We start from the raw sequence: 21560 nt of genomic DNA on the forward strand, positions 1-21560 counted from the left end.
GTCCTGTGTAGGGTTGGGCGAACCGCTGATACTCGGAGATATTGATGCGCCTCGCCCTACCCCTTTGCCTTGCCCTGCTCGCTCCTTTGTCCGTATCTGCAGAAATCGCCTCGCCTAAGGGCCATGTGCTGATCACGCTCGGCGGCGCGGTAGCCGACGCGAACCTGCCCGCCAGGGGTGTCGATGACGGCGGTCTTTTCAGCTTCCTCGAAGTTGATCACCCTGCCGCAGCCGGTTTCGATGCCGCCATGCTGGATGCTTTGCCACAGATGGAAATCACCATTCCTTACGGCCCCGAGGGAAAGGAGCGAACGACCACATTCTCCGGTCCTCATCTGGCCGCCGTTATGGAGATGGCGGGCGCTGCAGGTAAAACCGCCAGACCAATGGCCATGGACGGCTATCAGGCCGAGATTTCGTGGCAGGAAATATCGGACCACAATCCCATTCTGGCCACCCATGCGGACGGCAAACCTATGGGGATAGGCGCATATGGCCCAACCATGATTGTGTTCCCGCCAACTGATGACGATGAATTGCGAGAGACACAGTCCAGTCAGCAGGTCTGGGCGCTGGCCTATATCGGAATTGAATAATCAGGCCCTTTTTTGGCCAACACCTGTCAATCGGGCATGATCCTGTAACGCAAACCGGTCAGTCATGCCCGAAACATAATCCGAAACGATCCGTGCAAGCGCAGTTTCGTCTGGCGCAGCTTCGATATCGGCGTGCCAATGCGCAGGCATTTGTTTTGGATCGCTCAGGTAGACCGGAAACAACTCCTCCACCACCTTTGCAACTTGCTCTCGGACCGCCATCACCGACGGTGCGCGGTACATTCGCGTAAACAAGAAAGAGCGGATTTCCTTCAGGCTGGCCCAAAGATCTGACGAAAACTGAATGACCGGGTAGCCAATTGCACGCACTTCCTCGACCGACTGTGCACCCGATTGACGCAACAAAGTGCGCGAAGTGTCGATCACATCGGACACCATGACGCCAAAAACCCGCCGCAACGCCTCGTGCCTGCGACGGTAGGGGTCGATATCCGGATAGGCGCGGTCTACCTCTGCATAGCAATCACCAACAATGGGAAGTTGCGCGATCTCGTCATCCGTGAACAACCCGGCCCGCAATCCGTCGTGCAGATCGTGGTTGTTATACGCGATATCGTCCGACAAAGCGGCCACCTGGGCCTCGGCGCTCGCATGTGTGTGAAGCTCAAGATCGAACGCTTCATTGCATTCGGACAACGCCCAGGGCAGCTCTCCTACCACCGGACCGTTATGCTTGGCGATCCCTTCCAGTGTTTCCCATGTCAGGTTGCAACCATCGAATTCGGCATAATGCCGCTCCAGCTTGGTCACGATGCGAATCGCCTGCGCGTTATGATCAAAACCGCCATAGGGCTGCATCAGTTCATGCAGCGCATCTTCTCCGGTATGACCAAATGGCGTGTGACCCAGATCGTGGGCCAACGCCACCGCCTCGGTTAGTTCGCCATTCAATCCAAGCGCACCCGCGATCGTCCGCGCCACCTGCGCCACTTCGATCGAATGTGTCAGACGTGTGCGGTAACTGTCACCTTCATGTTCGACAAACACCTGCGTTTTGTGCTTGAGACGCCGGAACGCACTGGCATGGATGATCCGGTCGCGGTCGCGCTGAAAGCATGACCGGAAACTGCTTTCCTCCTCTGGCACAAGCCGCCCCCTCGCGCGGCCTGGGTCCGAGGCAAAACCCGCTCTTTCCAAAGGTCTTGTCCTTGTCGCCTGTCCTTGTCTTTTCTATATGGTATAATGCTTTGGAAAGAAACCATCGGAGTACGGCATGAACCTGCCTCCAAAAGTCACCGACCGCGCTTTTGACCGCCTTGCCGAAATAGGTGCATCGGATCAGGGTCAGGCCCTGCGTGTCGCTGTTGAGGGTGGCGGATGTTCCGGATTTCAATACGAAATCGCGCTGGACGCCCCGAAAGATGACGACCTGGTTCTTGAAGGAAAGGGCCAGAAAGTCGTTGTGGATTCGATTTCACTGCCCTTTCTGGAGAATGCGACGATAGACTTCACCGAAGAACTGATCGGTGCGCGTTTCGTGATTGAAAATCCGAATGCGACGTCATCCTGCGGCTGCGGCACGTCATTTTCGATGTAATCTCCAACGGCGCCCTGCATTTTGGGGATTTTGCCCCTGCCGCGCCTTCCCCAGAGTTTTTTGCCAGATGAATAAAGGATCCCCTGTTCATCTGACGCCAAATACTCCGGAGCGCGAGGCAGAGCCTCGCATATCCTGAACTGCTCCTCTTGCTGCACGTTGGAATCTAGGCGATAGGTTCTCACAAGAAGTTCGGAGGGCCGCGCATGAAAATCGCCACGTTCAACATCAACGGCATCAAGGCGCGAGCCGAAGCCCTGCCCCGCTGGCTGGATGATGCACAACCCGATTTGGTGCTGTTGCAGGAAATCAAATCTGTAGACGACCTGTTCCCGCGCGAGATTTTCGAGGAACGTGGATACAATGTCGAAACCCATGGACAAAAGAGCTTTAACGGCGTTGCCATCCTGTCGAAGCTGCCGCTTGAAGACGTGACACGTGGTCTTCCCGGGGACGACAGTGACGAACAGGCGCGCTGGATCGAGGCGACTGTCGTCGGCAAAAAGGCCTTGCGCGTCTGCGGCCTCTATCTGCCCAACGGAAACCCGGTTCCCGGTCCGAAATACGACTATAAGCTGGCCTGGATGGAGCGTCTGTACGACCGCGCGCGTGCATTGTTGGCGACGGAAGAGCCTGCGCTCATGGCCGGAGACTATAATATCATTCCGCAGGCTGAAGATGCCAAAAGGCCAGATGCATGGCGGGAAGATGCGCTGTTTCGCCCGGAAAGCCGTGCGGCATTCCGGAAAATCCTCAACCTGGGTTTTACCGAAGCCTTTCGGGCGCAAACCCAGGGGTCAGGACATTACTCGTTCTGGGATTATCAGGCAGGTGCATGGAACAGGAATGACGGCATTCGCATCGACCATTTCCTGCTGTCGCCACAGGCCGCCGATCTGATGCGGGATTGCCGGATTGATGCCGACGTGCGCGGCCTTGAAAAGCCCTCGGATCACGTCCCGGTCTGGGTTGAGCTGGACGTTTAGTCAGTCTTCGGCAGTTGCATCATAGCTGTAAATCCATTCGTAACGGCGTCCCAGCCTCGGCCCGATTGCAGTAAGCGCCATCTGAGCGGCAATCCGCATCGGTCCGCGTAAATGGAAATTGCGTGCATTTGCCGAAGCGGCGGCGACGACACGTCCCGCACGAGGCAGCCGGGACGCTTCGTAAGCACTCAGCGCGCTGAGAACATCCGGATCCGCAAAGGAACGCGCCAAAACCCATGCATCCTCAAGCGCCAGACAGGCCCCTTGCGCCATGTAAGGTAAGGTCGGGTGCGCCGCGTCCCCCAACAACGCAATCCGGCCGTTTTGCCATTTACGCGCCACAGGGCGCAAGAACAGGGCCCAGAGATGTGTTTCGGTCACATCCTGCAGAACCTCCGCAGTCTTGCCGCCGAAATCCGCGAACCGCGCGCGCAGATCGTTGGGATCACCCTTCAGGCGCCACCCCTCTTGCTGCCAGTCCGAGCGTTCTTCGATCGCGACGATATTCAGAAGGCTTTGGTCGCGCAGCGGATAGGTCACGACGTGCCGCCCCGGCCCCATTGTCAGATGCGCCTTCGGCTCGTCGGATTTGCGGGTCCAGGGAATTGTTGCGCGCCAGGCGACCTGCTGGGTGAAGCCAAGGAGTTCTTCACCGTTCAACTGTGGACGCGTGTTGCTGCGACCGCCATCTGCCGCGACAACACAATCTGCAATCAAGGTTTCGCCATTGCTCAGATCAACAACCGCGCAATCGGCCTTATCCGCCACTGATTGCACCTGCGCGCCCAGACGAATGTCGACGCCTTGCCGAATGGCAGCCTTGTGCAAAAGATCGATCAGGTCTGCCCTGTGGTAATAATAGGTCGGTCCCGCGGCGGGCTCGGAAATACGGCTGATGAACCGTCCGTTTCTGTAGTCTCGCAAAATGGTGCCGTATGACCTTTGCCCCGTTTCGGGCACATCACCGACCACGCCAAGCGCACGTAAAACGGATATCCCGTTGGCGCTGATTTGCAATCCGGCGCCAACCTCGGTGATTTCCGGAGCCTGTTCCAACAGTGTGACCTGCGCCCCCTTCAGGCGCAGCGCCAATGCCGCCGCCAAACCACCGATACCCGCGCCAATTACGCAGAACTTCAGACCGTCGATATTCATGGGAACGGCTTAACGTAAAAACGCCGGGACGACAGGCCCGGCGTTTCCAATTTCTTCGTTTGATCCAGCGATCAATCGTCGCGGTGAACCTTTTCGCGGCGTTCGTGACGTTCCTGCGCCTCAAGCGTCATGGTCGCGATCGGGCGGGCGTCCAAACGTCTCAGCGAAATCGGATCACCCGTCATTTCGCAATACCCGTACTCGCCCTCGTCGATCCGACGCAGCGCCGAGTCGATCTTGGCAACCAGTTTGCGCTGACGATCCCGCGTACGCAATTCAAGCGCCCGGTCGGTTTCCTCGCTCGCGCGGTCGGCGACATCGGGAATGTTGCGGGTATTGTCCTGAAGCCCTTCGATCGTATCGCGGCTTCCCGCCAAAAGTTCATTTTTCCAATCAATCAGCTTGCGGCGGAAATACTCAAGCTGTCGTTCATTCATGAAAGGTTCATCTTCGGCCGGGCGATAATCCTCCGGCAGAAAAACTTCCTGCTTCATATTTGCTCCCTCGGTATGGCCTGAAACGTCGGTCGCACTTGTTTCACCTGACATTCGGCACCCCCTTCTGCGGAGCGTTTATCCGACGGGACCGCGAATGTCACTACACAAACGTAGCCCCGCCAGATCAAAGCTCTAACTAGTCTAAATAAGAGACTTTATTCAGCAAAACCTTGTTTTTCTGTGAAATTCACCGGGCCATTTTAAGGCAGCGCGCAACCAATAGAAGAGTGCCGCCGCCGCGAATCATGCCAAGCCGGTTGTTGTCATTGAATAATTTCAAAATCGGACGACGCAGCGGCTTACTTGCCATTTATTTGCCCCATATATAACCCGTCTGCACAGCTTCAACGACAACACCATGGCCCGAGACTCATATGACCGCACGTTTTCAAGGTACCGCCGAATATGTCGCAACAGACGACCTGACCATTGCAGTGAATGCGGCGGTGACGCTGGAACGGCCGCTGCTGGTCAAGGGTGAGCCCGGCACAGGTAAAACCGAGCTTGCCAAACAGGTAGCCGGTGCACTGGGCCTGACCATGATCGAGTGGAACATCAAATCTACGACCCGCGCGCAGCAGGGACTGTACGAATATGATGCCGTCAGCCGCCTGCGCGACAGCCAGCTGGGCGACGAGCGCGTGCACGACGTGTCGAACTACATCCGGAAGGGCAAGCTGTGGCAGGCGTTTGAAGCGGACGAAAAGGTCGTTCTGCTGATTGACGAGATCGACAAGGCCGATATCGAGTTTCCCAACGACCTGCTGCAGGAGCTCGACAAGATGGAGTTCCACGTCTACGAAACCGGCGAAACGATCCGTGCCAAGCACCGCCCTATCGTTATCATCACCTCGAACAACGAAAAGGAACTGCCGGACGCATTCCTGCGCCGCTGTTTTTTCCACTACATCCGCTTCCCGGATGAGGCGACGATGCGCAGAATCGTTGACGTCCACCATCCGGGCATCAAGGAAGCACTGCTGACGACCGCCCTGACCCAGTTCTATGAAATCCGCGAAACCTCGGGGCTGAAAAAGAAACCGTCCACATCCGAAGTCCTGGATTGGCTCAAGCTTCTTCTTGCAGAAGACCTGACGGCCGAGGACCTCAAGCGTGACGGTTCATCCGCATTGCCGAAACTGCATGGGGCACTGTTGAAGAACGAACAGGATGTGCATCTGTTCGAAAGACTTGCCTTCATGGCACGCGGCAAACGCTGAGGTGACACAAGCGGTCTTCAGTTACGGACAGCTCGCTGCTTGCTTTGATCAGGTCTGAGTGTAACCATGTGGGCAATGTTCGATTGCTCGCCAACCCGCATGTACGATTGCCGCAACAGGAGATAGTCAGTTGAGTGACAAGGTTGTCATCCGGGGTTTGCGCCCAGAGGACAGGCCCGAATGGGCCGAGATGTGGCGCGACTATCTGGCGTTTTATGAAACCTCTGTCACGGATGAGGTCTATGACACCCTCTTTGACCGCCTGTTGGGCGATGATCCGCAGGATTTTTCGTGCTTTGTGGCCGAGTTGGATGGCAAACTGATCGGACTGACGCACTACCTGTTCCATCGTCACGCGTGGAAAGTTGAAAACGTCTGTTATCTGCAGGACCTGTTTGCCCGTCCCGAAGCGCGCGGAACAGGCGTTGGCCGCGCACTAATCGAGGCAGTCTATGCCGAGGCTGATCGCATGGGCGCACCGGGTGTCTACTGGCTGACGCAGGATTTCAATCATGCGGCGCGTAAGCTTTATGATCGCATCGGAAAGTTGACGCCATTCATCAGGTACAATAGGCCATGATCAGAATAGGCGCGCTGATACTCGCATTGGCATTGGCTGGCTGCACAACCGTTGAAACGGTCGAAGTGCCGACGCGCGCACAGTTTTCCGAAACTGCGCTGCCACCGATGAAAACCTTCACCACCGCCCGGCCCTCGCCGCCGGTTCGGTCGAATGCCAATATCGCTGCGGATTTCCTGTCGCTGCATTTCGAACTGGAAAGCGGCCGCGAGTTGCAGGTGTTCACCCGGTTCGAAATGCCGATCACCGTACGGCTGACCGGCACGCCGCCGCCCACGATGCAGGCGGATCTGAGCCGGTTGCTGTCAAGATTGCGGCGCGAGGCTGGTATCGACATTCAGCAGGTTTCGACCGACAACGCCAACATTACCATCGAGGCGGTCAGCCGCGATCAGATTCGTCGCACGCTGCCGCAGGCCGCTTGCTTTGTGGTTCCCAATGCCTCGAGTCTGGCCGAGTACCGTCGTGACAGACGCAAAAGCAAAAGCAACTGGTCGCTTTTGCGCAGCCGTGAACGGTTGGGAATTTTCATTCCCTATGACGTAAGCCCACAGGAAATCCGGGATTGTCTGCACGAGGAACTGGCACAGGCGCTAGGGCCGCTCAACGATCTGTATCGTCTGCCAGATTCGGTGTTCAACGATGATAACGTGCACACCGTTCTGACCGGGTTCGACATGCTGATCTTGCGGGCAACCTACTCACCAGAGCTTCGAAACGGTATGACGCGGCCACAGGTGGCTGCCGTGATTCCCGGTATTCTCAGCCGGTACAATCCGCGGGGCAATGCAATCGCAGCGCAGCCCGTATCCGAGACTCCTCGCAATTGGATTGATGCCATTCAGAGATCGTTGGGGCCAAACGCGGACGTGGCTCAGCGCCAGCGGGCTGTCCAAAAGGCCGCCCGCATCGGGGAAAGCCATGGATGGACCGACCAGCGCCGTGCCTTCCCCCATTATCTAATCGGCCGCATGACGCAGTTTGAGGACCCGGAAGAAGCTCAGAAGCATTTCGGCACTGCCCTGCACTATCTGTCCCGCACACCCGGAACCGAGTTGCATCGTGCCTATGTCACCACGCAAACCGCAGCCTACGCCGTAGCGCGCGGTGACGGGGCCTCGGCGCTCAGACAGATCAACCCCGCCATCGACGCGATGACGCGCGCAGAAAATGCGGCCATGCTGTCCACTCTGATGTTGCTTAAGGCCGAGGCGCTGGAGCTGACCGGACGCCCCGAACAGGCACGTTCGGTCAGGCTGGACAGTATCGGATGGGCGCGCTACGGGTTCGGATCGGACTGGGCGGTTCGATCGGTAATGCAGGACATTGCCTTGCTGAACCCCCGCAACAGAACAGGCGGATGACGTAGGAATGATAGTTGTGGCGATGGCTCTGCTGGGTGCAATTTTGGGCGGATTGACTGCGCGTAAAAGAAAGGGCTCGGGCGCCGATATCGCTCAGTACGCGGTGGTATATGCAATCGCGTTCGGGTTGCTTGGCATGATCGCGACGTTGTTGCTGCACAGAACGATGGTGTGACCTCATGTTTCTACCCTTCTACGAAAACCTCAGAAAATCAGGCATTCCGGTTTCGCTGCGCGAATACCTGACCTTTCTGGAAGGGATGAAGAAGGGTTTGGCCACCTATGACGTCGAAGCGTTCTATTACCTCGCCCGCGTTTCGATGGTTAAGGACGAACGCAACATCGACAAGTTTGACCGCGCCTTTGCCGCCAGTTTCAAAGGCCTGGAAGAGATCAGTTTCGAACAGGTTCTCGAAGCCGTGGATATCCCTGCCGACTGGCTGGCGAAAATGGCGGAAAAACACCTGTCGGATGAGGAAAAAGCCGAGATCGAGGCGCTTGGCGGCTTTGAAAAGCTGATGGAGACATTGCGCGAACGCCTGCAAGAGCAGCAAGGCCGCCATCAGGGTGGAAACAAGTGGATTGGAACCGCCGGAACCTCGCCCTTCGGAGCATATGGATATAACCCCGAGGGGGTGCGGATCGGGCAAAAGGAAAGCCGCCACCAGCGCGCTACCAAAGTCTGGGACAAGCGCGAATTCAAGAATCTGGATGACACGGTCGAACTGGGCACCCGCAACATCAAGGTGGCGCTGAAGCGTCTGCGCCGTTGGGCGCGCGAAGGTGCGGCAGAAGAACTGGATCTGGACGGCACGATCCGCGCAACTGCCGAACATGGCTATCTGGACGTCAAGACACGACCCGAACGCCATAACGCTGTGAAAGTATTGCTGTTTCTGGACGTCGGCGGGTCGATGGATCCGCATATCAAGGTTGTCGAGGAGCTGTTTTCGGCAGCACGCGCCGAATTCAAACATCTGGAATACTACTACTTCCACAACTGCCTGTACGAAGGCGTCTGGCGCGACAACCTGCGACGGTGGGACCAGCAAACGCCAACACTCGAAGTGCTGCGCACCTACGGCCCCGACTACAAATGTATCTTCGTGGGCGACGCGTCGATGAGCCCTTATGAGATCGCCTATCCCGGCGGGGCTAACGAGCACTGGAACCAGGAGGCCGGTCAGGTCTGGCTGCAGCGCGCGCGCGAGCAATGGTCGTCGAACTTGTGGATCAATCCGGTGCCGGAAAAATACTGGGATTACACGCACTCGGTCGGCATGATCCGCGAAATATTCGAGAACCGCATGGTTCCCATGACGCTGGCGGGTTTGGAACAGGGCATGCGAGAGCTTACGCGCTGAAAAAATTCACTTTGGTGAACCGTTACATGATGCAATAGTGAATTCGAATATTTGCAATAAATTTCGGAGTCACCCTCATGCTACGCACGGTATCCTTTGTTGCGCTTACTGCTTCCCTTGCCTCTCCTGCACTTGCACAGTTTGTCCCGTCCAGTGAATCCCTGAGCGGCCTGTACCCCGGCAAGGCGTATTCACCCTACGCTCAACGCGCGTTTCCCAGTCAGGTTTTCTGGGGCGATACTCATTTGCACACCGGATACTCCATGGACGCAGGGCTGTTCGGTAATACGACAGGCCCGGATATCGCGTATAAATTCGCGCGCGGCGAAGAAGTGACATCGGCCACAGGCCAACCGGTCAAGCTGGCCCGCCCGCTGGACTGGCTTGTCCTGACCGAGCATTCCGATGGTATGGGCATGATCTTCGACCTCAAGGATGGTGCGCCCAACATCCTGAAATCCGAACAGGGCAAGCGCTGGAGCGAGGCGATCAATCAAGGGGGCGACGCGTCGGCCGAGGCGGCATTGGACCTGATCACGAATTTCTCGCAAGGCACGATGGACCCCAACCTGATCAAGGATTATTCGCCAGGTTCGCCGATTTACGGTTCGGTTTGGGAGGATCTGGTCGATGCCGCAGAAACCTTCAACGAACCGGGGCGCTTTACCGCATTTATCGGTTACGAATGGACCTCGCTGGAAAAAGGCAACAACCTGCACCGCAACGTGATTTTCCGTGACAACGCCGATCGCGCCTTGCAGGTTCAGCCGATGGTCACGCAGCCGCCTGTCGGCAGCAACGATCCGATGAAGCTGTACGAGTGGATGCAGAACTACGAGGACACCACCGGCGGTCAGGTGTTTGCACTGGCCCATAACGGTAATCTCTCCAACGGGGTCATGTTTCCGACCCAGACCCGCTTTACCGGAGACCCGGTCGACGAAGACTATGTAATGGCCCGGGCGGAGTGGGAACCGCTGTACGAAATCACCCAGATCAAGGGTGATGGCGAGGCACATCCCCTGCTTTCCCCGGATGACGAATTTGCCGATTACGAGAGCTGGGACGCCGGAAACCTTGATCTTACAGCCGCCAAAACGGACGACATGCTCAAGGGCGAGTACGCCCGCGAGGCGCTGAAGCAAGGTATGCTGCTGGAACAGAAGTTTGGCGTAAACCCGTATAAATTCGGGTTTTCCGGTGCCACGGACAGTCACACGTCGCTGGCCACCGCTGACAGCGACAACTATTTTGGCAAGGCCTCTAATGCAGAGCCTTCTCAAACCCGTGCAACCCATCCCTTTACAAAAACCGATCAAGGCGAGTTTCCCGGATGGGCGTTGGTTGCATCAGGATACACAGGCGTGTGGGCCAAGGAAAACACGCGCGAGGCCCTGTGGGACGCCATGGTGCGGCGCGAGGTTTACGCAACAACCGGCCCGCGCATTGCCGTGCGATTTTTCGGTGGCTGGGAGTTTAACGAAAACGATCTGAGATCCCGCCAGCCTGCCTTCGTGGGCTATGAAAAAGGTGTGCCGATGGGTGGCGATCTTGGTGGAGCTGCGTCAGACGCGCCCACGTTCATGGTCTATGCCCTGCGCGATCCGATTGGCGCCAATCTGGACCGCATCCAGATCGTGAAAGGTTGGGTCGATGGCGATGGCAACCTGCAGGAAAAGGTCTTCGATGTCGCGTGGTCAGACGCACGCGAACTGGATGCTGACGGCAAGATACCTGCGGTTGGCAACACGGTAGACCTGGACGCTGCCAACTTTACGAACACAATCGGCGCATCCGAGTTGGCCGCTGTCTGGAGCGACCCTGCCTTTGATGCCAACCAGCAGGCCTTTTATTACGCACGGGTTCTGGAGATTCCGACACCGCGCTGGGTTCTCTATGACAAACTGCGTCTGGGTGCCGAAATCCCCGAAGGTGCTACCCTGACCGGACAGGAGCGCGCCTATACTTCACCGATATGGTACGCGCCTGAAGGCTAAGCCCTCAGGCCTTTGTTCCATCACTGGTCGATTCTCAGACTCTCGATCAGTGATGGAACCGCCCCACTGGTCTCGGGCAGAACGATGTCGGCCAATACCAGTCTTTTGGCCGATGGCTCTCCACGGCGACCCGAGAACACAACGATGCGATGCGGGCGGAACGTCGTATTGAGCTGCAGATAATCAACAGACTGAGGCATGTGACTGCCCGAGGTCATGTCCGCCTCAAGCCGAAGCTCCAACTGGTGATACTGCGCCGCCGCCTGCTGAATCGCATTGGCCTGTTCCTGAGACATAGGTATTTCCGTCACTTGCGGGAAAAACCCGGCCTCGGCGCTAAACCCCATATCCATGGTCTGAAACTGCCCGTGTTGAGGGTAATAGTTCTGTATCGGCAGGACCTTTCGGACAGGATCATAGGTTCCGAAACTGGCGTTACCCCCAAACTTCAGCCGTGTCGGCCCTTTAACTTCACCAAATTCAGCCAGCACCTGAGCCGCCGGTTTGGGCGGATGATGCCCACTGCGCTCGTAAGCCAATGCCATCGCAACCGCCGCTGCGTCGCTGTCATTCAGAGTACCGATTGCGCGCACGAAATCCTCGCCTCCGGAAATCGGGCTCTGCAAGTAGTCGAACGCCAGATCAGCCTCGGCCTGAAGATCGGCCAGAACCGGGGTGTAGTCGAACAGTATCTGCGTTAACCCCTGATCAGCGAAAAGCGCGATCTGCTTCACCTTAGGCCGCCCGTTCATCTTTCCCTGATTGGAATGATGCGTGATCGATGGCGGAACACCCGGATCAATCTCGGCAAAAACGGCAAGGTACAACCTGTTGTCGTTTCGCTGCCTCAGATAATTATCCAGTTGTCTGGCCTGTTCGACACTGGCCGCAAGACTGGTAGGAAGCACGATCGAGTCAAATGCGTTTGTGATCTGTACGTTTTTCCATCGGGGTGACGGATGTTGGCGCACCCTTTCCGAATCGAGCGGAAAGGAACTTGTGCTGAAGTCATATTCACCGAGCTGGATCGGAACGGAATGATACACGTTGATGGGTCCGGTCTGGCGGCGCCCCTCTAGTCCGGGCGCTAGCTGTGTGCGGATCCTGTTGGCAAGGTCCCTGCGTTCGAACACCGACCACTGGTTCATGTGTTTGCCGGCCAGTGGTCCCTTGAGTTGCTGCATTTCCACCGGCGTCAGCAACTGTTCGACAAGCTCTAGCGCGATGACATCGTCCTGCAGCAGTTCCGGCCGTTCGGCAAATGCGCGCGCCGCAAGCACCCGCGGCCAGAGTTCGCGATTGTCCAATGGCAGGTACCCGCGCACTGTGGCAACCGGCCCAAAAATCTGCATGAACTGTTCAATCGGTATACCGGGTTTGATTTCAGGCTTTGGCGGTGCCGGAGGAGGCGGCGTTGGCGCTGGGCTTTTCGCGGCCACCTGATCCTGTGAAACCTCTTCTTCCTTCGCGGGTTCTTTTGGCGGTTCCGATGGCGCATCCAGCATCCACTCGTTGTCGCGCAGAATTTCAAAAGAAAAGCGAATGCCCCGGTCTTCGCCGGAAACCATAAGGGTATCAACGTCGGGGCAGCTTTGTGCCAACCCCTTTGCCATTCGAGAAACGATGGAGTTTACGGCCGAACGTTCGCTGGAGAACAGCGCCCCTCCGGCGCCTTCTAGCGTGAATTCGGGTGGATTTTCGCAGGACACAGAGGACGGTGCCGAAATCGTCATCCCTCCTTCGGAAATTTCAATGCGCTCCTGTGCAGAAGTGCTGAAAGCGGTACTGGTAAGTACAAAAACCGAAGCTGTACCCCTGAAAAGAAAATTCATTCTGAAACCCCGAAAAACCTCTGCTTCAATTTTTGAAGTGGCCCAACGATTTGTCAAGAAATTGACGCCATATCTTGGTTCAAAGACACATGGCGTGTGACATGGGTTGCCCTTCCATCAGATGCGCCCCATATCTGTCTTATGTTGCGCATCACTCCGATACTTCTGGCGGTTCTATACGCTGTGGTGATGTACCGGATTTCCGTCTGGCGCACCCACAGGGAACTGGATGCCAAGTCGACAGAGCTTGCTGACCCCGCCTTGAAACGCATGACAGACCGTCTTGCGGCGGCCTTGGATGTCGCCCGGATACCGGTATACATCTATGAGATTGATCCGGTCAACGGATTGGCGGCCCCGGATGGTCGGATTTTCATCACCCGCGGATTCTATCGCAAATTCAGAAGTGGTGAAGTGTCGGCCGAAGAGATGGCATCGGTCATCGCGCATGAGCTTGGGCATGTTGCACTGGGTCACGCGCGCCGCCGGATGATTGATTTTTCTGGTCAGAACGCCTTACGAACTGCGCTCATCATCCTGCTGAACCGGTTCATACCGCTAATTGGCGTTTGGATTGCCAATGGTTTGACAGCGCTGCTTGCCTCGCGCCTGTCGCGGGCGGATGAATACGAGGCCGACGAATACGCCGCCGCGTTGTTGACCAAAGCCGGAATTGGTGTCGGCCCGCAGAAGTCGTTGTTTCACAAGCTCGAAGATCTGACTCAACAGCGCGCGGGCGTCGTTCCCGCCTGGTTGATGAGCCACCCGAAAACGGATGAGCGGATTGCCGCGTTGGAAAAGCTTGAGCAGCGTTGGAGCAAGGTCTGAAAGCACGTGGCGAGGGGTCAACCCTTCGCACTGCCCGGGATATTTCAGCAAGAGGAAAAATGGGTCAGGCAGATAGTGCCTTGGCCAGTCGCGGCAGGCGGGCCTTTTTGAGTAAGGCGCGTATGGTCCATTGATCGCCGGACAAACGGTTGGCTTCGGACAGGACCTGATCGGCCAGGCTTGCGATTTTTGTAGGCTCTTGCAGCCAGAAGCCGTGAAGCAATGTATCCGGGTCGATCCGCTTCAGCCCTTCTTCGGCTAGGATTTGGCGTGGAAAATCCTTGGCGTTCACCGTGACGATCGTATCTGCCGAAGTTGCGACGGCCGTAGCCAGAACGTGGATATCGGCGGGATCAGGCAACCACAGGCGCGCCTCGGTACCCGGGTTGGGTTTAGCCTCGGACTCAGGCCAGTTTGCGCGGATCAGAGCAATTTCGGCCCGTGCCTGCGCCTCGCCCTCGGGCCCGAGTTTGATTGCTGCGCGCGCCCACTCCTCGAGGATACGGGCAGACCATATGGGGGTGAAACAGCCCTGTCGAGCCGCACCCAGCAGTATTTCCCGCATGACGGTCGGATAGATGACACAGGTATCCAGAACGGCTTTCACAGGCGGAAGAACACCGCTTTGAGGTAACCGCTTTCCGCCAGCTGCGGCAGTTGAGGATGGTCAGGTCCCGCAAACCCGGTATGAAGGAGTTGCGCCTGACGCCCAGCCCGACCGATACCCCGAGATGAGGCATCGCGAAAACGCCCAAGATCCGCGGCATGTGAGCAGGAACACAACCCCAGATATCCACCCGGCTTGACCAGCGGCGCGGCTAGGCGCGCGATACGTTCGTACGCGCGCAGGCCGGCGTCCAGTGCCTGTCTGGATGGTGCAAAAGCAGGCGGGTCGCAGATTACGACATCGAATGTCTCGCCCTCGTCTGCCAATGCCGCAAGCACATCAAACGCGTCGCCCTGTCGGGTGGAATAACGATCGGCAAAACCAGACTCCTGGGCGCCTTTGTTGGCCAATTCCAGTGCGGCGGCAGATCCATCTACCGAGATCGCCTGCCCTGCACCGCCTGCCAGCATGGCCAGGGCGAACCCGCCCACATGGCTAAAAACATCCAGCACCCGCGCACCCGGCTGCACCAGCCTTGCGGCAAAGGCGTGGTTGGGACGCTGGTCGTAGAACAAACCCGTCTTTTGGCCGCCTGTCAGATCGGCCAAATATGTCGCTCTGTTCATTGGGACCGGCAGCGGCTCTTGTGGTGCCTGCCCATGCAGGGTCAAGCTCAGGTCATCGAGCCCTTCCAGGCTGCGGGTTCGTCCCGATGCGTTTTTCAGGACGACGGTCACCCCGGTGACCTTCACCAGTGCGTTTACGATCTGTTCAAGATGTGTTTCGGCCCATGCTGCATTGGGCTGTATCACGCACGCGTGCCCAAAGCGGTCGATGATGACGCCCGGAAAGCCATCTGCTTCGGCGTGTATCAAGCGATAGTATGGCGCGTCGAACAAGCGCTCACGCATTTCCAAAGCCCGCGCCAGCCTAGCCTCGAACCAGTCGGCATCAAGGATTGCGGCCGGATCACGGTCCAGAACGCGGCACATGATTTTGGATGTCGGATTCACGGCAACGAGCGCAACGGGATTACGATTGTCGTCCTCGAGCACAGCCAACGCACCCGCCGGAATTTTGCGCGTTCGACGATCCGTCACAATGTCGTTTGCATAAACCCACGGAAAGCCATGGCGCACACCGCGCGCGTTGGCCTTGGGTTTCAGGCGGACTCGGGGGCGTTCGATGGAAGGTGCTTCGGTCATGGCCGCTCTCATAGTCCTGATGCAGCCGATGCGAAACCCCCTGCTTGGGTCACGCTACTAACCACGCGGGCGCGATCGCCATCCACCCCGACGTTTTGGGGCCTTGGCCGATTGCATTCCATCACTCAGAACCTGCGTCATCGGATGGTCCGGCGCCTCTGCGGAATAGGCCAGATGCAGATCCTTCAGGGCAGAGGACTGATCCCGGTCATCCGGCAGGCTGAGCGCCCAGTCCAGAAAAATGCTGCGGCACTCGGGCGCGCCGATTCCTTCGATGCGATAAGCCTCGCGGATCAACCCTTTGGGATCGTTGGGATCATTGCTGCGCGCCATTTCTGCCCTCCTCAACCGCTGCCTCAATCAGTGAGGCCGCCGTGGTATAATTGTCCTGCAGCGCCACCTGAAGCTCTTCGATACGTTCGAAGCCGGTGGCCCTGCACAAAAAGGCCGCCCCCCCTTCGCCGATCTTGTCCGCCTCGATCACCTTGCCGGACAAAAGCCGTGCCGCGCTTTGTACCGACCAACATAGATCATAGCAGTCTTTGAGGGTTTGAGCCTGTGCGACGTCAAACAGCCCGGCTGCGACCGCACCATCCAGACCGGAATGAACGTCACGTTCGGGTCGGCCAGCCAACAGGGCTCCGGTTTCGGCGATCAATTCGATGTCCAGCAAGCGGCCAGAGCCGGTTTTGGCATCCCAAACCCCTGCCGGCGATTTTGCGGCGGCCAGACGGTCGCGCATCTCGGCCACTTCGCGCAGAACCTTATGCTTGTCCCGCGTGCGCGAAAGGAATCTGACGCGGAACTCTTCGATATCCGATGCAAGCCCCTCATCCCCGGCGACCACATGCGCCCGCGTCAGGGCCAGATGTTCCCAAACCCAGGCTTCTTCCTGCTGGTAGTGGGTAAAGCTGGCCCAGCTGGTTGCAACTGGCCCCTGATTGCCGGACGGACGAAGCCGCATATCGACTTCGTACAGCCGCCCCTGAGACATTGGCGCCGAAAGCGCCGTGATCAGGGCTTGGGTGAACCGTGCATAGTAGGTTCTTGTTGCAAGCGGGCGCGGACCGTCCGACATATCCTGATCCAGCGGATCATAAATCACGATCATGTCCAGATCGGACTGCGAGTTGATCCGCCCGGCCCCGAGCGATCCCATTCCCAGAACCGCGGCCCCGCGACCAGGCATTGGCCCGTGTTTGCGAGCAAATTGGGCAACCACACAGGGTAGAACAGCAGCAATAACGGCCTGTGCAAGCTCGGCATATTGTCTGCCGGCCTCGGCCCCGTCGATAAGCCCGCGCAAGTGGTGCACACCGATGCGAAAGTGCCATTCCTTGCACCAGCGCCGGGCCATATCCAGCTGGGTTTCGTAGTCCTGTTCTGCGGCAAGTGCTTCGGACAACTCGGACTGCAAGGTCACCTGCCCCGGCCAATCGGCAAAAAATCCACCGCCGATCACTGCATCGAAGACAGACGAGTTGCGTGACAAATGTGCCGCAAGTGCGTGCGAGGTTCCCACGATATCGACCAGCAGGTCGATAAGTTGCGTGTTGGCCTCGAACAGTGAAAACAGCTGTACCCCCGCAGGCAACCCCGCAAGGAAGCCATCAAGGGCCAGCAATGCCTCGTCTGGCTTTGCGGTTTTTGCAAGCCGGGACAGCAACTCTGGTTTCAGACGTTCGAATATCCGCGCGCCACGCTGCGAACGCAGGGCCGGATAGGTTGGCCAACGCGCAAGAACGCTTGCATCAAAGGTCACCTCTTGCGCCGGAATGGGTGTGGGCCCTGGACCAGGGGCAAAAAAGCCTTCTGTCAGCTCATGAACTTCGGTCAAACGATGCTTGAGATCGGTTATCAGCTTTTCCCGGTCGGTGCCCATCAAACACGCGATCCGTTCGATCCCGTCTTCGGACTGTGGAACCTTGTGCGTCTGCGCGTCGTGCACCATCTGAATGCGGTGTTCGACCTCGCGATGAGCGCGGTAGTGATCGGTTAGCTTCGATGCAACGTCTTCCGGCACCCACCCCTTTCCGGCCAGCGCAGCCAGCCCGTCCACGGTCCCCCGGACGCGCAGATCAGGGTCGCGGCCTCCTGCGATCAACTGGCGGGTCTGGGTAAAGAACTCGATCTCACGTATCCCGCCTTGCCCCAGCTTCATGTCGTGGCCCGGTATCGACAACGCCCCGCCGGTTCCTTTGTTCTCGCGAATGCGCAGACGCATGTCATGAGCATCCTGAATGGCTGCAAAATCCAGATGCCGACGCCATACGAACGGGCGCAGTGCCTCAAGAAAACGCGCCCCGGCCGCGAGGTCACCCGCGCAGGGGCGCGCCTTGATATAGGCGGCGCGTTCCCATGTTCGCCCAAGACTTTCATAGTAACGTTCCGCTGCTTCTGTCGCCAGACAGACCGGAGTTACTGCCGGATCGGGGCGCAGTCGCAGATCAGTGCGGAATACATAACCATCAGCCGTTTTGTCGCTTAGCGTTGCGCAGAAATTGCGTGTCGCACGCACCATGCCCTGCCGCGCTTCGTAAAAGTCATCGGGATCGAACCGGGTCTCGTCGAACAGCACGATCAGATCGATGTCCGAGCTGTAGTTCAGCTCATGCGCGCCCATCTTGCCCATGGCAAGGATCACCATACCGCCCGCAGTATCGACATCTTCTTCGGTCAAACCGGGCAACTTGCGGCGCCGGATCAGGTTCGCAATCTCGGATTTGGCTGCCACATCCGCCGCTAAGGCCCCGAAATCAGTCAGGATCGCCGTCACCTTCTCCAGCGGCCATGCACCCGCCAAATCCGCTAGTGCCGTCAGCAATGCCATCCGACGTTTCGCCTGACGCAACCCCGGTTTCAACTGCTCCGGCGGCAACACCCGGGCCGCTTCCATAACCGCCGCCATGGCCAAGTCCGGCTGCGCCAAAGCTTCGGGCAGCCACGCCGCCTCGTGCTCGATCAGTCCTTTGAGGTATGGGCTTGATCCAGCTGCACCAGCTATCAGTTCACTCTGCTCGGGTGTCAGATTTGGTACCAATTTGCGCGCGTCTTCTCCCAGCGAGACATCGAAGGGGCGCGGCAGTCGGGAAATGGCAAGATATCCGGTCATGCCCGCAGGTTGTGCATTGCCAGACTGCAACGTCAATGGGGCAAACCTGTCATCCTTCGGTAACGGGCGTATCCTGACTGAAGGTATTCAGCCAATGCTCTCCGCGTCGTTCCCAAAGCGAGGAAATGAGCATGGTTTCCCACTCACTGGCACCCGGACGTAGATAGTCCGCCCGGTAAGACAAAAGTACGGCGTCTGCCGACAGGACCCTCAGTTTTGTCTCGCTTAACCGGAATTCGGCCATTGTAGGCGCGTCGGCAAACTGCCCTACATGTTCGTCCCTGTTGGCGAACCCGCTGGGGTAGACACCCAGAAAATCAGGGCTAAGCAAGGCACGATCGGTGGTCGCATCCCCTTCGACCAGCGCCCTCCACACCCGCTTTTCAAGCTTGAGGATTTCGTCGTTTGACGGGGCGGTTTTGTAGTCACTGATATCCATTGTCATTTGACACCTATTGTTACAGTAACCCTGAACAGGCCGGATGATGTAGGAAGCACGCAGGCGGGTGTTTACGATAAGGTTTCAACGGAAACTCCTGCGATTCTAGCCTCATTCAACCTATTGCGTTTCAAATGGCCTTTAAACCGGCGTTATCGGGAATATCGGAATATCTATAGGCCCGAACAATGCAAATCCCGGGACAAACAGATCATTGAGGAAACTACAGCAGAGGTTGCTTGAAGACCTCGCGCCGTCTCTTTGGAGACAACGCTATATGGGATGGCTTGAGTGTCTGTCCTGCCAGCGCGGTAAAACGCCAAAGTGCGATCCATTTGTCTGTTAATATTCTGCCTGCTTCTTGTTCAACCACCCCAATCTGCATAGGCTTTGTTCATGTGTGGAAAGTATGCAGCCGGACACCTGACACAGCGCGAAATGCTGGCGATTTTGGAGTATTTTCTGGACGGGAAAATCTCTCCTCATCTGCCCAATCCCCCTCCTTCAGGAGGATACAATGTTTCGCCCACCAATCAGGTCAGTATGGTCCGCTGGGATGGCAATAGCGCCGAGCTTACATCGGCCCGCTGGCAAATCAGAGACCCTCGTAGCAAGAAGCCCCTGATCAATTCCAAAATCGAGAACGTTGAATTTTGGCGTGACTACTGGGACAACGGTCGCTGCCTCATCCCTGCAATTGGTTATTATGAATGGCCAAAGGATCAGGGCCACGATTGCCCTGTGTTCGTAACAGTAAAGCGCAATTCCCCTACGATGTTCTTTGCGGGATTCTATCGGACAAAGGACGGTAGCCACAGTTGCAGCATTATGACCCGCAAGCCCAGTTCTCAGATCGCTCACATCCACAGCCGGATGCCGGTCATTTTGACGCCCGAAGAGATAGAAAATTGGCTAAAAGGCGTCACAACCCCAACGGAAGCGCAGGAAACACTTGGAACGAAATACGAAGGCCGGTTCGAGTATCATACTGTAAAGCCGATCAAATCGGGTGCGGAAGGCCAGGAATTGCTGGAACAATATACGCCACCTGTTCAGACTAAATTCGAATTCTGAACTGGCTGGCTGCAAACATCGGTATCAGGTTTTGAAAGAAGCCCCAGCGCTACTTCCGGCAAAAATGCACCCGATCCCTGCCAGCTCTGGTCAAAGCTGCGCCATTCCACAATGTAAATCTTTTTCACATTACCCCTTGCAACCTGAAACCACGCGCCCCATCTAGATCAATGTGAAAGGCATTTACATCAACCTGGAGAAACCCAATGACCGCACTGTCCGAACCTGCCACTCCTGCAAATCCGGGATGGCTTTATCGTTCCGAAGCCTGGCTTGACAGCAAGGGCAAAGGCGCATGGATCGCCGCGATGGTCCTCGGCTTTGTATTCTTCTGGCCCGTCGGTCTGGCCCTTCTTGCCTATATGATCTGGAGCAAACGTATGTTCAGCAAGTCCTGCAGCCGCCGCAAATCCTGGCAAAGCCACATGAGCGCCATGAAGCCATCCGGCAACAGCGCATTTGACGCCTACAAGTCGGATACTCTGGCCCGGCTCGAGCGCGAACAACAGGAGTTCGAAGCGTTCCTGCGCCGTCTGCGTGAAGCCAAGGACAAGGCCGAATTCGACGAATTCATGGAAGAGCGCGCGCGTGCGAACCACGAAGATGAAGGTGAGCGCAAAGACGACGCCTGATAAACAGTCGCCCTGCCCCGCCCCGGTGCAGGGCATTTCCCAAATACAGAACCGGACTATCTGACATGAGGCATTTGCCCGACCCCGATCGCCAGCCCGAATTCTACCAGTCTGTCGCGTTCAAACGCTTCTTCGCCTGGATTTTCGATGTCGCGTTCATCTCATTGCTCTGCGTGGTGGCCGTCATCATGACCGTAGGGCTGGGCCTGTTTTTCGTAGCCCTCATCTATATGGTTGTTAGTTTCACCTATCGCGTTGTTACCATTGCCAATGGCTCGGCAACGCTTGGTATGCGGTTCATGGGGATCGAACTCCGCGACGCCTTTGGCGCTCGCATGGACACCGGCAAGGCCATCGCTCACACTGCCGGGTATTTTATCAGCATGGCGTTTCCCGTCATTCAGGTGGTCTCGGTGATCATGATGATGACAAGCGCGCGATGCCAGGGGCTGACAGACGCCTTCCTTGGTACCGTCATGTTAAATCAACGCGCTATAGCCTGAACCGGCATGTG

General features: G+C 57.3%; 23 protein-coding genes. 13 read left to right on the forward strand and 10 right to left on the reverse strand.

Annotated features, from left to right (window positions below; all coding sequences use genetic code 11):
* The first annotated feature begins 44 nt into the window (after window positions 1–44).
* The gene (locus ACR0NW_RS07435; protein ID WP_480449826.1) at window positions 45–596 is read left to right on the forward strand and encodes a putative pterin-binding protein; all 552 of its coding nucleotides are present in this window, start codon (window positions 45–47) and stop codon (window positions 594–596) included.
* Here ACR0NW_RS07435 and ACR0NW_RS07440 read toward each other — a convergent pair whose 3' ends face one another.
* A complete protein-coding gene (locus ACR0NW_RS07440; protein ID WP_480449827.1) occupies window positions 597–1754 on the reverse strand; it encodes a deoxyguanosinetriphosphate triphosphohydrolase in 1158 nt (385 codons plus the stop codon).
* A gap of 76 nt (window positions 1755–1830) precedes the next feature.
* Here ACR0NW_RS07440 and ACR0NW_RS07445 point away from each other — a divergent pair, with 76 nt between their 5' ends.
* Entirely contained in the window at window positions 1831–2154 is a 324-nt protein-coding gene (locus ACR0NW_RS07445) for a HesB/IscA family protein (RefSeq protein ID WP_170652078.1), read from the forward strand.
* A 206-nt stretch (window positions 2155–2360) separates the two neighbouring features.
* Entirely contained in the window at window positions 2361–3140 is a 780-nt protein-coding gene (gene xth, locus ACR0NW_RS07450) for an exodeoxyribonuclease III (protein WP_480449828.1), read from the forward strand.
* On the opposite strand, the gene ACR0NW_RS07455 is transcribed toward xth, so the two are convergent.
* The 3 genes from ACR0NW_RS07455 to ACR0NW_RS07465 form a co-directional block, all read right to left on the reverse strand.
* Window positions 3141–4295: an FAD-dependent monooxygenase gene (locus ACR0NW_RS07455; protein ID WP_480449829.1), complete on the reverse strand. Its 1155-nt coding sequence runs from the start codon at window positions 4293–4295 to the stop codon at window positions 3141–3143. It lies immediately after the preceding gene.
* A 71-nt stretch (window positions 4296–4366) separates the two neighbouring features.
* Window positions 4367–4789 carry an RNA polymerase-binding protein DksA gene (gene dksA, locus ACR0NW_RS07460; RefSeq protein ID WP_170652072.1) on the reverse strand — a complete coding sequence of 141 codons (423 nt, stop codon included), beginning with the start codon at window positions 4787–4789 and terminating at the stop codon, window positions 4367–4369.
* A 190-nt stretch (window positions 4790–4979) separates the two neighbouring features.
* Complete coding sequence (locus ACR0NW_RS07465) at window positions 4980–5102, reverse strand: hypothetical protein (protein ID WP_480449830.1); 123 nt, start codon at window positions 5100–5102, stop codon at window positions 4980–4982.
* Between the two features lie 64 nt (window positions 5103–5166).
* On the opposite strand from ACR0NW_RS07465, the gene ACR0NW_RS07470 reads away from it, so the two are divergent.
* From ACR0NW_RS07470 to ACR0NW_RS07495, 6 genes are all read left to right on the forward strand, one after another.
* A complete protein-coding gene (locus ACR0NW_RS07470; RefSeq protein WP_480449831.1) occupies window positions 5167–6012 on the forward strand; it encodes an AAA family ATPase in 846 nt (281 codons plus the stop codon).
* Between the two features lie 130 nt (window positions 6013–6142).
* Window positions 6143–6592: an N-acetyltransferase family protein gene (locus ACR0NW_RS07475; RefSeq protein ID WP_480449832.1), complete on the forward strand. Its 450-nt coding sequence runs from the start codon at window positions 6143–6145 to the stop codon at window positions 6590–6592.
* Window positions 6589–7956, forward strand: coding sequence for a DUF2927 domain-containing protein (locus tag ACR0NW_RS07480; RefSeq protein WP_480449833.1), 1368 nt, complete (start codon window positions 6589–6591; stop codon window positions 7954–7956). Before ACR0NW_RS07475 ends, ACR0NW_RS07480 begins: the two co-directional genes overlap by 4 nt.
* Before the next feature lie 7 nt (window positions 7957–7963).
* A complete protein-coding gene (locus tag ACR0NW_RS07485) occupies window positions 7964–8131 on the forward strand; it encodes an apolipoprotein acyltransferase (RefSeq protein ID WP_170652067.1) in 168 nt (55 codons plus the stop codon).
* A gap of 4 nt (window positions 8132–8135) precedes the next feature.
* Window positions 8136–9320, forward strand: coding sequence for a vWA domain-containing protein (locus tag ACR0NW_RS07490; protein WP_480449834.1), 1185 nt, complete (start codon window positions 8136–8138; stop codon window positions 9318–9320).
* 77 nt (window positions 9321–9397) lie between these two features.
* The gene (locus ACR0NW_RS07495) at window positions 9398–11317 is read left to right on the forward strand and encodes a DUF3604 domain-containing protein (RefSeq protein WP_480449835.1); all 1920 of its coding nucleotides are present in this window, start codon (window positions 9398–9400) and stop codon (window positions 11315–11317) included.
* A 20-nt stretch (window positions 11318–11337) separates the two neighbouring features.
* Here ACR0NW_RS07495 and ACR0NW_RS07500 read toward each other — a convergent pair whose 3' ends face one another.
* On the reverse strand, window positions 11338–13050 hold the full coding sequence (locus ACR0NW_RS07500; RefSeq protein WP_480449836.1) for a hypothetical protein: 1713 nt from the start codon (window positions 13048–13050) through the stop codon (window positions 11338–11340).
* A gap of 240 nt (window positions 13051–13290) precedes the next feature.
* Between ACR0NW_RS07500 and ACR0NW_RS07505 the strand changes: the two genes are divergently transcribed.
* Window positions 13291–13977, forward strand: a complete 687-nt coding sequence (locus ACR0NW_RS07505) for a M48 family metallopeptidase (protein ID WP_170652605.1) — start codon at window positions 13291–13293, stop codon at window positions 13975–13977.
* Between the two features lie 64 nt (window positions 13978–14041).
* On the opposite strand, the gene ACR0NW_RS07510 is transcribed toward ACR0NW_RS07505, so the two are convergent.
* From ACR0NW_RS07510 to ACR0NW_RS07530, 5 genes are read right to left on the reverse strand one after another with little or no spacing between them, the layout of a single operon-like run.
* Window positions 14042–14584, reverse strand: coding sequence for an RSP_2648 family PIN domain-containing protein (locus ACR0NW_RS07510; RefSeq protein WP_480449837.1), 543 nt, complete (start codon window positions 14582–14584; stop codon window positions 14042–14044).
* On the reverse strand, window positions 14581–15789 hold the full coding sequence (locus tag ACR0NW_RS07515) for an RSP_2647 family RNA methyltransferase (RefSeq protein ID WP_480449838.1): 1209 nt from the start codon (window positions 15787–15789) through the stop codon (window positions 14581–14583). Before ACR0NW_RS07515 ends, ACR0NW_RS07510 begins: the two co-directional genes overlap by 4 nt.
* 57 nt (window positions 15790–15846) lie before the next feature.
* Window positions 15847–16122, reverse strand: coding sequence for a hypothetical protein (locus ACR0NW_RS07520; protein ID WP_480449839.1), 276 nt, complete (start codon window positions 16120–16122; stop codon window positions 15847–15849).
* Window positions 16106–18901: a [protein-PII] uridylyltransferase family protein gene (locus tag ACR0NW_RS07525; RefSeq protein ID WP_480449840.1), complete on the reverse strand. Its 2796-nt coding sequence runs from the start codon at window positions 18899–18901 to the stop codon at window positions 16106–16108. The genes ACR0NW_RS07520 and ACR0NW_RS07525 overlap by 17 nt, the downstream gene beginning before the upstream one ends.
* 49 nt (window positions 18902–18950) lie before the next feature.
* Entirely contained in the window at window positions 18951–19346 is a 396-nt protein-coding gene (locus ACR0NW_RS07530) for a DUF4440 domain-containing protein (RefSeq protein WP_480791517.1), read from the reverse strand.
* A 390-nt stretch (window positions 19347–19736) separates the two neighbouring features.
* On the opposite strand from ACR0NW_RS07530, the gene ACR0NW_RS07535 reads away from it, so the two are divergent.
* From ACR0NW_RS07535 to ACR0NW_RS07545, 3 genes are all read left to right on the forward strand, one after another.
* The gene (locus tag ACR0NW_RS07535; protein ID WP_480449841.1) at window positions 19737–20414 is read left to right on the forward strand and encodes an SOS response-associated peptidase; all 678 of its coding nucleotides are present in this window, start codon (window positions 19737–19739) and stop codon (window positions 20412–20414) included.
* 206 nt (window positions 20415–20620) lie between these two features.
* Window positions 20621–21046 (forward strand): DUF2852 domain-containing protein, encoded by a 426-nt coding sequence (locus tag ACR0NW_RS07540; RefSeq protein ID WP_170652049.1) that lies wholly within the window; start codon window positions 20621–20623, stop codon window positions 21044–21046.
* Between the two features lie 65 nt (window positions 21047–21111).
* Complete coding sequence (locus ACR0NW_RS07545) at window positions 21112–21549, forward strand: RDD family protein (RefSeq protein WP_480449842.1); 438 nt, start codon at window positions 21112–21114, stop codon at window positions 21547–21549.
* The last annotated feature ends 11 nt before the right edge of the window (window positions 21550–21560 follow it).

It is taken from the genome of Ruegeria sp. CF5 (assembly GCF_056537325.1).

Coding starts and splice junctions, on each gene's coding strand:
- ACR0NW_RS07485 (WP_170652067.1), top strand. CDS start 7,964: ATGATAGTTGTGGCGATGGCTCTGCTGGGTGCAATTTTGGGCGGATTG.
- ACR0NW_RS07530 (WP_480791517.1), bottom strand. CDS start 19,346: ATGACAATGGATATCAGTGACTACAAAACCGCCCCGTCAAACGACGAA.
- ACR0NW_RS07455 (WP_480449829.1), bottom strand. CDS start 4,295: ATGAATATCGACGGTCTGAAGTTCTGCGTAATTGGCGCGGGTATCGGT.
- ACR0NW_RS07465 (WP_480449830.1), bottom strand. CDS start 5,102: ATGGCAAGTAAGCCGCTGCGTCGTCCGATTTTGAAATTATTCAATGAC.
- ACR0NW_RS07535 (WP_480449841.1), top strand. CDS start 19,737: ATGTGTGGAAAGTATGCAGCCGGACACCTGACACAGCGCGAAATGCTG.
- ACR0NW_RS07480 (WP_480449833.1), top strand. CDS start 6,589: ATGATCAGAATAGGCGCGCTGATACTCGCATTGGCATTGGCTGGCTGC.
- ACR0NW_RS07500 (WP_480449836.1), bottom strand. CDS start 13,050: ATGACGATTTCGGCACCGTCCTCTGTGTCCTGCGAAAATCCACCCGAA.
- ACR0NW_RS07525 (WP_480449840.1), bottom strand. CDS start 18,901: ATGACCGGATATCTTGCCATTTCCCGACTGCCGCGCCCCTTCGATGTC.
- ACR0NW_RS07505 (WP_170652605.1), top strand. CDS start 13,291: ATGTTGCGCATCACTCCGATACTTCTGGCGGTTCTATACGCTGTGGTG.
- ACR0NW_RS07445 (WP_170652078.1), top strand. CDS start 1,831: ATGAACCTGCCTCCAAAAGTCACCGACCGCGCTTTTGACCGCCTTGCC.
- ACR0NW_RS07435 (WP_480449826.1), top strand. CDS start 45: ATGCGCCTCGCCCTACCCCTTTGCCTTGCCCTGCTCGCTCCTTTGTCC.
- ACR0NW_RS07515 (WP_480449838.1), bottom strand. CDS start 15,789: ATGACCGAAGCACCTTCCATCGAACGCCCCCGAGTCCGCCTGAAACCC.
- ACR0NW_RS07540 (WP_170652049.1), top strand. CDS start 20,621: ATGACCGCACTGTCCGAACCTGCCACTCCTGCAAATCCGGGATGGCTT.
- ACR0NW_RS07470 (WP_480449831.1), top strand. CDS start 5,167: ATGACCGCACGTTTTCAAGGTACCGCCGAATATGTCGCAACAGACGAC.
- xth (WP_480449828.1), top strand. CDS start 2,361: ATGAAAATCGCCACGTTCAACATCAACGGCATCAAGGCGCGAGCCGAA.
- ACR0NW_RS07545 (WP_480449842.1), top strand. CDS start 21,112: ATGAGGCATTTGCCCGACCCCGATCGCCAGCCCGAATTCTACCAGTCT.
- ACR0NW_RS07520 (WP_480449839.1), bottom strand. CDS start 16,122: ATGGCGCGCAGCAATGATCCCAACGATCCCAAAGGGTTGATCCGCGAG.
- ACR0NW_RS07495 (WP_480449835.1), top strand. CDS start 9,398: ATGCTACGCACGGTATCCTTTGTTGCGCTTACTGCTTCCCTTGCCTCT.
- ACR0NW_RS07490 (WP_480449834.1), top strand. CDS start 8,136: ATGTTTCTACCCTTCTACGAAAACCTCAGAAAATCAGGCATTCCGGTT.
- dksA (WP_170652072.1), bottom strand. CDS start 4,789: ATGAAGCAGGAAGTTTTTCTGCCGGAGGATTATCGCCCGGCCGAAGAT.